Annotated in this window: 6 protein-coding genes and 3 pseudogenes; 7 read left to right on the forward strand and 2 right to left on the reverse strand. The window is 70.0% G+C overall.

Annotated elements, in window-relative coordinates:
• Positions 1-111: 111 nt before the first annotated feature.
• Positions 112-502, forward strand: a pseudogene (locus AB0I23_RS37190) (cytochrome P450); the annotation flags it as partial.
• A gap of 37 nt (positions 503-539) precedes the next feature.
• On the opposite strand, the gene AB0I23_RS37195 reads toward AB0I23_RS37190, so the two are convergent.
• Together AB0I23_RS37195 and AB0I23_RS37200 are read right to left on the reverse strand one after the other, a co-directional pair.
• Positions 540-1,547 (reverse strand): Gfo/Idh/MocA family protein, encoded by a 1,008-nt coding sequence (locus AB0I23_RS37195; protein WP_359116743.1) that lies wholly within the window; start codon positions 1,545-1,547, stop codon positions 540-542.
• 107 nt (positions 1,548-1,654) lie between these two features.
• Positions 1,655-1,780, reverse strand: a complete 126-nt coding sequence (locus AB0I23_RS37200; protein WP_359116745.1) for a hypothetical protein — start codon at positions 1,778-1,780, stop codon at positions 1,655-1,657.
• Positions 1,781-1,952: 172 nt separating this feature from the next.
• Between AB0I23_RS37200 and AB0I23_RS37205 the strand changes: the two genes are divergently transcribed.
• The 6 genes and pseudogenes from AB0I23_RS37205 to AB0I23_RS37230 form a co-directional block, all read left to right on the forward strand.
• Positions 1,953-2,711, forward strand: coding sequence for a GntR family transcriptional regulator (locus AB0I23_RS37205; RefSeq protein WP_359116747.1), 759 nt, complete (start codon positions 1,953-1,955; stop codon positions 2,709-2,711).
• A gap of 92 nt (positions 2,712-2,803) precedes the next feature.
• Positions 2,804-3,814 (forward strand): sugar ABC transporter substrate-binding protein, encoded by a 1,011-nt coding sequence (locus tag AB0I23_RS37210; protein WP_359116750.1) that lies wholly within the window; start codon positions 2,804-2,806, stop codon positions 3,812-3,814.
• 194 nt (positions 3,815-4,008) lie between these two features.
• The gene (locus AB0I23_RS37215; RefSeq protein WP_359116752.1) at positions 4,009-4,992 is read left to right on the forward strand and encodes a sugar ABC transporter substrate-binding protein; all 984 of its coding nucleotides are present in this window, start codon (positions 4,009-4,011) and stop codon (positions 4,990-4,992) included.
• The gene (locus tag AB0I23_RS37220) at positions 4,989-6,041 is read left to right on the forward strand and encodes an ABC transporter permease (protein ID WP_359116754.1); all 1,053 of its coding nucleotides are present in this window, start codon (positions 4,989-4,991) and stop codon (positions 6,039-6,041) included. Before AB0I23_RS37215 ends, AB0I23_RS37220 begins: the two co-directional genes overlap by 4 nt.
• Positions 6,008-6,859, forward strand: a pseudogene (locus tag AB0I23_RS37225) (ATP-binding cassette domain-containing protein); the annotation flags it as partial. The gene AB0I23_RS37220 and the pseudogene AB0I23_RS37225, both read left to right, overlap by 34 nt.
• Positions 6,859-6,947 (forward strand): annotated as a pseudogene (locus tag AB0I23_RS37230) (GNAT family N-acetyltransferase); the annotation flags it as partial. The pseudogenes AB0I23_RS37225 and AB0I23_RS37230, both read left to right, overlap by 1 nt.

Consider the following 6,947-nt stretch of genomic DNA (forward strand, 5'->3'; position numbering starts at 1 on the left):
CGGGCGACCCAAGCGCCCGAAGTCGCGGATGTCGTCGATCTCGCCGCGCTCGGCGAGACGTTCACCCGCGACCCCTACCCCGTCCACGCCGGGCTCCGGACAAGCGGACCCGTGCGCGCCGACTTCGGGCTCATCGACAACGCGGTGGAGGAGACGCTGCGCTACGAGGAGCCGGTCGAGACCCCCACGTACCGGTTCACCACCGAGCCGCTGGACATCGGCGGCACCGTCATTTCCGGCGCGGCGAACCGGTCCTGATCGCGATGGCCGACGCCAACCGCGACCCGGACCGATTCGAGGGGCCGACCGTTTCGACATCGGCCGGGACGCCCGCGGTCATGTCGCCTTCGGTCACGGCATCCACTACTGCCTGGGTGCGCCCCTGGCCCGCATCGAGGCCCGGATCGCGATCGGATCCCTGCTGGAGCGCTGCCCCGACCTGGTCCTGGACCGCCATCCCGCCGCCCTGACCTGGCGTACGGGCCTGCTGATACGGAGCCCGAGCGGCTGCCGGTCGTCCGGTAGCGGGGGCCGCACCGTCAGTCGGCGCGGATCTCCGCCACCGCAACCGGCCGGTGCTCGCGCCGCGACAGCTCGCACGCCTCCGCGATCCGCAGCGCGTGCAGAGCCTCCCGGCCGTCGCACGGGTTGGCCGCCTCGCCCCGCACCACCCGTACGAACGCGTCCAGTTCCGCCTCGTACGCCGCGGCGAACCGCTCCAGGAACCCCGGCCACGGCTTGGCCGGGGCGGCGGGGCCCTGGGGTTCCACCGACGTCAGCGGCGTACGGTCGTCCAGACCGACCGCGACCTGGTCGAGCTCGCCCGCCAGCTCCATCCGTACGTCGTACCCGGCGCCGTTGCACCGGGTCGCCGTCGCCGTCGCCAGCGTGGAGTCGTCGAGGGTCAGCAGCGCCGCCGCCGTGTCGACATCGCCCGCCGCCCGGAACATCGCGGGACCGGCGTCCGAACCGGTGGCGTACACCTCCACCACTTCACGGCCCGTCACCCACCGCAGGATGTCGAAGTCATGGACCAGACAGTCCCGGAACAGGCCGCCGGAGTGCGGCAGATACGCGGCGGGCGGCGGCGCCGGATCGGAGGTCGTGGCCCGTACGGTGTGGAGCCTGCCCAGCGCCCCGCTCCGCACAGCGGTGCGCGCCGCCCCGTACCCGGCGTCGAAGCGGCGCATGAAGCCCAGTTGGAGCACGCTCCCGGCCCGCTCGACCTCATGCAGGGCGCCCAGCGTCCCCGCCAGATCCAGTGCGATGGGCTTCTCGCAGAACGCCGGCAGGCCGGCCCGTGCGGCCAGTCCGATCAGTTCCGCATGTGCCGAGGTGGCCGAGGCGATCACGACGGCATCCACCCCCGCGCCCAGCACCTCGGCCGCGGACCCGACGGCCGTCGCGTGGCCGATGCGGTCCGCGATCCCGGCCGCCCGCGCCCCGTCGATGTCCGTCACCACCAGGGTGTCCACCTCGGGGTGGCGGGCCAGCGCGCCCGCGTGGAAGGAACCGATCCGGCCGGTGCCGATGAGTCCGATACGCATGGACCCAACGTGCCGTCCACCGGCTGCGCTGTCAACTATATGTCCTGACAAAGCGGGTCGTGTTCGGTGCCCCGAGCCGCAGTGCCGACACCCGTACGGTTCCGGCGTCACGCTCTCCACCGGTTCACCGTCGAGCGCAGTGAGGCGGCGCCCGCCTCGACGGCAGGCTTCACCCGCAGCTCCTGCGGGCACTGGCTGACCAGCCGCACCAGGCGGTACCCCTCCTCATGCACCAACAGATCGACCGCCACCTCGGATCGTCGACGGTCACCGGGCGGCGAACCCACGCCGTCCGAGGAACACGGAGCGCGCGGAGCGACGCGATGAGGCGAGGACGCCCTTATTGTCCGGACAACAGGACGACCTGACTACCGGCGGTCCGAACGCGACAGCTACGCTCCTGCCGTGCCCAAACCCACCGCGGACCCCGCCGCCCTCGGACTCGGCGTGGACCGCAGCAGCCCGGTCCCGCTCTACTACCAGCTGTCCCAGCAGCTGGAGGCGGCCGTCGAGAAGGGCCGGCTCGTCCCCGGCAGCCTCCTCGGCAACGAGATCGAGCTCGCGGCCCGGCTCGGCCTGTCCCGCCCCACCGTCCGCCAGGCCATCCAGTCGCTCGTCGACAAGGGACTGATGGTCCGTCGCCGGGGGGTGGGCACCCAGGTCGTCCACAGCCAGGTCCGGCGTCCGCTCGAACTGAGCAGCCTGTACGACGACCTGGAGGCGGCCGGGCAGCGCCCCACCACCCGCGTCCTGCGCAACACGACCGAGCCCGCCACCGCCGCGACCGCCGCCGCCCTCGGTGTCCCGGAAGGCACCGAGGTCCACCTCGTCGAACGGCTGCGGTCCGCGCACGGCGAACCGATGGCCCTGCTCCGCAACCACCTGCCCGCCGGCCTCGTAGACCTGTCCACCGAACGGCTGGAGACGACCGGCCTCTACCGGATGCTGCGGGCCGGCGGAGTCACCCTGCACAGCGCCCGCCAGACCGTCGGCGCCCGCCTCGCCACGGCCGAGGAGGCGGCACAGCTCGCCGAGCCCCAGGGCGCTCCGCTGCTGACCATGGAGCGCACCACGTACGACGACACCGGGCGGGCGGTCGAATTCGGCTCGCACATCTACCGGGCCTCGCGCTACACCTTCGATTTTCAGCTGCTTGTCCGCTGACGCCCGCATATCGGCCCGTTGACGGGGTCCCCGCTCCTCGCTACAACTCCCCAAGCCGCACTCGGGCGGCCGGGAGAGAAGGCGGACCCACCATGCGTACCCCTCGCAAGGCAGCACCCCTGATCGCCATCTGCACCATCAGCCTCGTCGTCACCGCCGTCGTCGCCGGATGCAGCAGCTCCGGCGGCAAGAGCTCCGAGGACAGGTCCGGCGGCGGCCAAGGAGCCAAGGGCGTCTCCACACCCCGGATGAAGATCGCGATGATCACGCACTCGGGGGAGGGCGACACCTTCTGGGACATCGTCCAGAGCGGTGCGAAGCAGGCCGCGGCCAAGGACAACGTCGAGTTCCTGTACTCCGCGAACAAGGAGGGCAAGGAGCAGGCCCAGCTCGTCCAGGCCGCCATCGACCAGAAGGTCGACGGGATCGTCGTCACCCTGGCCAAGCCGGAAGCCGTGGCGGACGCCGTCACCAAGGCCGTGAAGGCCGGTATCCCCGTCGTCACCATCAACTCGGGCGCGCAGTTCTCGAAGGGCGTCGGCGCGATCGGCCATATCGGACAGGACGAGAAGGTCGCCGGCGAGGCCGTCGGCGAGGAGCTCAACAAGCGGGGCCGCAAGAAGGCCGTCTGCGTCATCCACGAACAGGGCAATGTGTCACTGGAGGAGCGCTGCGCCGGAGTGAAGAAGACCTTCAGGGGGAGCGTCGAGAACCTCGGTATCGAAGGCACCAACATGCCCGCCTCCACCTCCTCCATCGAGGCGAAGCTCCAGGCCGACAAGAGCATCGACGCGGTCGTCACCCTCGGCGCGCCGTTCGCCGCCGCCTCCGTCAAGGCCAAGGAGGGCTCCGGCTCCAAGGCCGAGGTCGACACGTTCGATCTCAACGCCGAGGTCGTCAAGCGGCTGAAGGCCTCCGAGGTCGGCTTCGCCGTCGATCAGCAGCCCTACCTCCAGGGCTATCTCGCCGTCGACGAACTGTGGCTCGACCGGACCAACGGAAACGTCATCGGCGGCGGAAAGCCCGTGCTCACCGGCCCGGCGATCGTCACCGCCGACGACGTACCGCAGCTGGAGAAATACACCGCGCGCGGTACCCGGTGATCCCCGTGAGGACCGCCGTGCCCACCCCGTGCCGACGTAAGAGGCCCGGCCCTGCCGGGCGGCGCCGAGTCGGGCTCGGGGATACTTGGCCAGCCGGACCGGGCGGGAACACCCCCGGTCGGCACCAAGCAGCACAGCGAGCAGCACAAGAAGGGCACCACGTCGTGGCAAGGGTTCGGACAGGGGTACGTGCGATGGGCGCCGTGCTTGCGGCGGTGCTCGGGGCCTCCCTCGTGGGATGCAGCAGCACCGGTGGCAAGCGGGCGGAGGAGCGCGCGGCACGGGCCGCCGCCGAAGGCCGGTCCGCGGTGAACACACCCCGCTGGACCTTCGCCATGGTCACGCACTCGGGCGACGGGGACACCTTCTGGGACATCGTCCAGAGCGGCGCGAAGCAGGCGGCCGTCAAGGACAACATCAAGTTCCTGTACTCGCACAACGACGAGGCGCAGCAGCAGGCCCAGCTCGTCCAGGCCGCCATCGACCAGAAGGTCGACGGGCTGATCGTCACGCTGGCCAAACCCGACGCGTTGAAGGCCGTCGTCGCCAAGGCGACCCGGGCCGGGATCCCGGTGATCACGGTGAACTCGGGCTCCGCGGAGTCCAAGGCTTTCGGCGCGCTCACCCACATCGGCCAGGACGAGTCCGTCGCGGGCGAGGCCGTCGGCGACGAGCTCAACGCGCGCGGACGCAAGAAGGCGCTGTGCATCCTGCACGAGCAGGGCAACGTCGGCCACGAGCAGCGCTGCGCCGGGGCGAAGAAGACCTTCGACGGGCAGATGCAGAACCTGTACGTCGAGGGCACCAACATGCCCGACGTCCAGGCGTCCATCGAGGCGAAGCTCCAGGCCGACAAGAGCATCGACGCGGTCGTCACCCTCGGCGCGCCGTTCGCCGACGCCGCCGTGAAAGCGAAGCGGACCGCGGGCTCCAAGGCCGAGATCGACACCTTCGACCTGAATGCCAAGGTCGCCACCGCACTCCAGGACAAGACCCTGGGCTTCGCCGTGGACCAGCAGCCGTACCTCCAGGGGTACGAGGCCGTCGACCTGCTCTGGCTCCACCGCTACAACCGCAATGTGCTCGGCGGCGGCCGCCCCGTCCTCACCGGCCCGCAGATCATCACCTCGAAGGACGCCGCCCAGCTGGCGGAGTACACGAAGCGGGGGACCCGATGACCACGACGGAGCAACCACCCGCACCATCCGGGACCGACGAGCGGCTGCTGCGCACCTCACCGCTGCGCAGGCTCCTGGGCCGCCCCGAACTCGGTTCGGTCGTCGGCGCCGCGGCCGTTTTCCTCTTCTTCTCGATCGTCGCCGACAGCTTCCTGCGCGCCTCCAGCTTCGGCACGGTGCTGTACGCGGCGTCCACCATCGGGATCATGGCGGCGCCGGTTGCGCTGTTGATGATCGGCGGCGAGTTCGACCTCTCCGCCGGTGTGCTGGTCACCAGCTCCGCGCTGGTCTCGTCGATGTTCAGCTACCAGATGACGGCCAACGTCTGGGTCGGCGTCTTCGTGTCGCTGCTGGTGACCCTGGCCATCGGCGCGTTCAACGGGCTCATGCTGACCCGTACCAAGCTTCCGAGTTTCATCATCACGCTCGGTACGTTCCTGATGCTGACCGGTCTCAACCTCGGCTTCACCAAGCTGATCAGCGGCACCGTGTCGACGAAGTCCATCGGCGACATGGAGGGCTTCGACTCCGCCCGCAAGGTCTTCGCCTCGCAGTGGACCGTCGGCGGGGTCGAGTTCAAAGTGACCATCCTGTGGTGGGCGGTGCTCGTGGCGATCGCCACCGGGATCCTGCTGCGTACCCGCTTCGGGAACTGGATCTTCGCGGTCGGCGGGGAGGCCGACGCGGCCCGCGCGGTCGGCGTCCCGGTGATCCGTACGAAGGTCGGGCTGTACCTCGGGGTCGCCTTCGCCGCCTGGGTCTCCGGGCAGCATCTGCTCTTCTCGTACGACGTGGTGCAGTCCGGTGAGGGCGTCGGCAACGAGCTGACGTACATCATCGCGGCCGTCATCGGCGGCTGCCTGATCACCGGCGGTTACGGCTCCGCCATCGGCTCGGCGGTCGGTGCGTTCATCTTCGGCATGACCAGCAAGGGCATCGTGTACGCGGAGTGGAACCCGGACTGGTTCAAGTTCTTCCTCGGAGCCATGCTGCTCCTGGCCACCCTGCTCAACGCATGGGTACGCAAGCGCGCGGAGGCGACGAAATGACGACCCCGGCCCCCCGGGCGCTGATCGAGCTGGACCACGTCAGCAAGTTCTACGGCAACATCAAGGCGCTCCAGGACGTCTCACTGGTGGTCCACGCGGGCGAGATCTCCTGCGTGCTCGGCGACAACGGCGCCGGCAAGTCCACTCTCATCAAGATCATCGCGGGGCTGCACCGGCACGACGCCGGCACGTTCCTCATCGATGGCGAGGAGACCACGCTCGCCAACCCCCGCGACGCCCTCGACCGAGGCATCGCCACCGTCTACCAGGATCTGGCCGTCGTCCCGCTGATGCCCGTCTGGCGGAACTTCTTCCTCGGCTCCGAGCCGACGACGGGTGTCGGCCCGTTCAAGACGCTCGACGTCCGGAAGATGCGCGAGACCACCCGCTCCGAACTGCTGCGCATGGGCATCGACCTGCGCGACGTCGACCAGCCGATCGGCACCCTGTCGGGCGGTGAGCGCCAGTGCGTCGCCATCGCGCGCGCCGTCTACTTCGGTGCCAAGGTCCTCGTGCTCGACGAGCCCACGGCGGCGCTCGGAGTCAAGCAGTCCGGTGTCGTGCTCAAGTACGTCGCCGCCGCCCGGGACGCCGGACTCGGCGTGGTTCTCATCACGCACAACCCGCACCACGCGTATCTGGTCGGTGACCGGTTCGTGCTGCTCAAGCGGGGTGCCATGTCCGGCAGCCACGCCAAGGACGGCATCACGCTGGACGAGCTGACCCGCCAGATGGCGGGCGGCAGCGAGCTCGAGGAGCTCAGCCACGAGCTGCAGCGGGCCACGTCACCGGGACGCCCGGACACCGACGGCACTCCTTGGTCCGCGAACTCGCCGAGTACGAGAAGGCGCTCCACGAGGCGAACGCCACCGAGGAGCAGCTGCATGAGGCGTTGTTCGGTGAGCG

Source organism: Streptomyces atratus (assembly GCF_040655115.1).
GTDB lineage: Bacteria > Actinomycetota > Actinomycetes > Streptomycetales > Streptomycetaceae > Streptomyces > Streptomyces atratus_D.

Bases quoted from the DNA above. Each gene is read 5' to 3' on its own strand.
- AB0I23_RS37195 (WP_359116743.1), bottom strand. From the start codon at position 1,547: ATGCGTATCGGACTCATCGGCACCGGCCGGATCGGTTCCTTCCACGCG.
- AB0I23_RS37210 (WP_359116750.1), top strand. From the start codon at position 2,804: ATGCGTACCCCTCGCAAGGCAGCACCCCTGATCGCCATCTGCACCATC.
- AB0I23_RS37215 (WP_359116752.1), top strand. From the start codon at position 4,009: ATGGGCGCCGTGCTTGCGGCGGTGCTCGGGGCCTCCCTCGTGGGATGC.
- AB0I23_RS37220 (WP_359116754.1), top strand. From the start codon at position 4,989: ATGACCACGACGGAGCAACCACCCGCACCATCCGGGACCGACGAGCGG.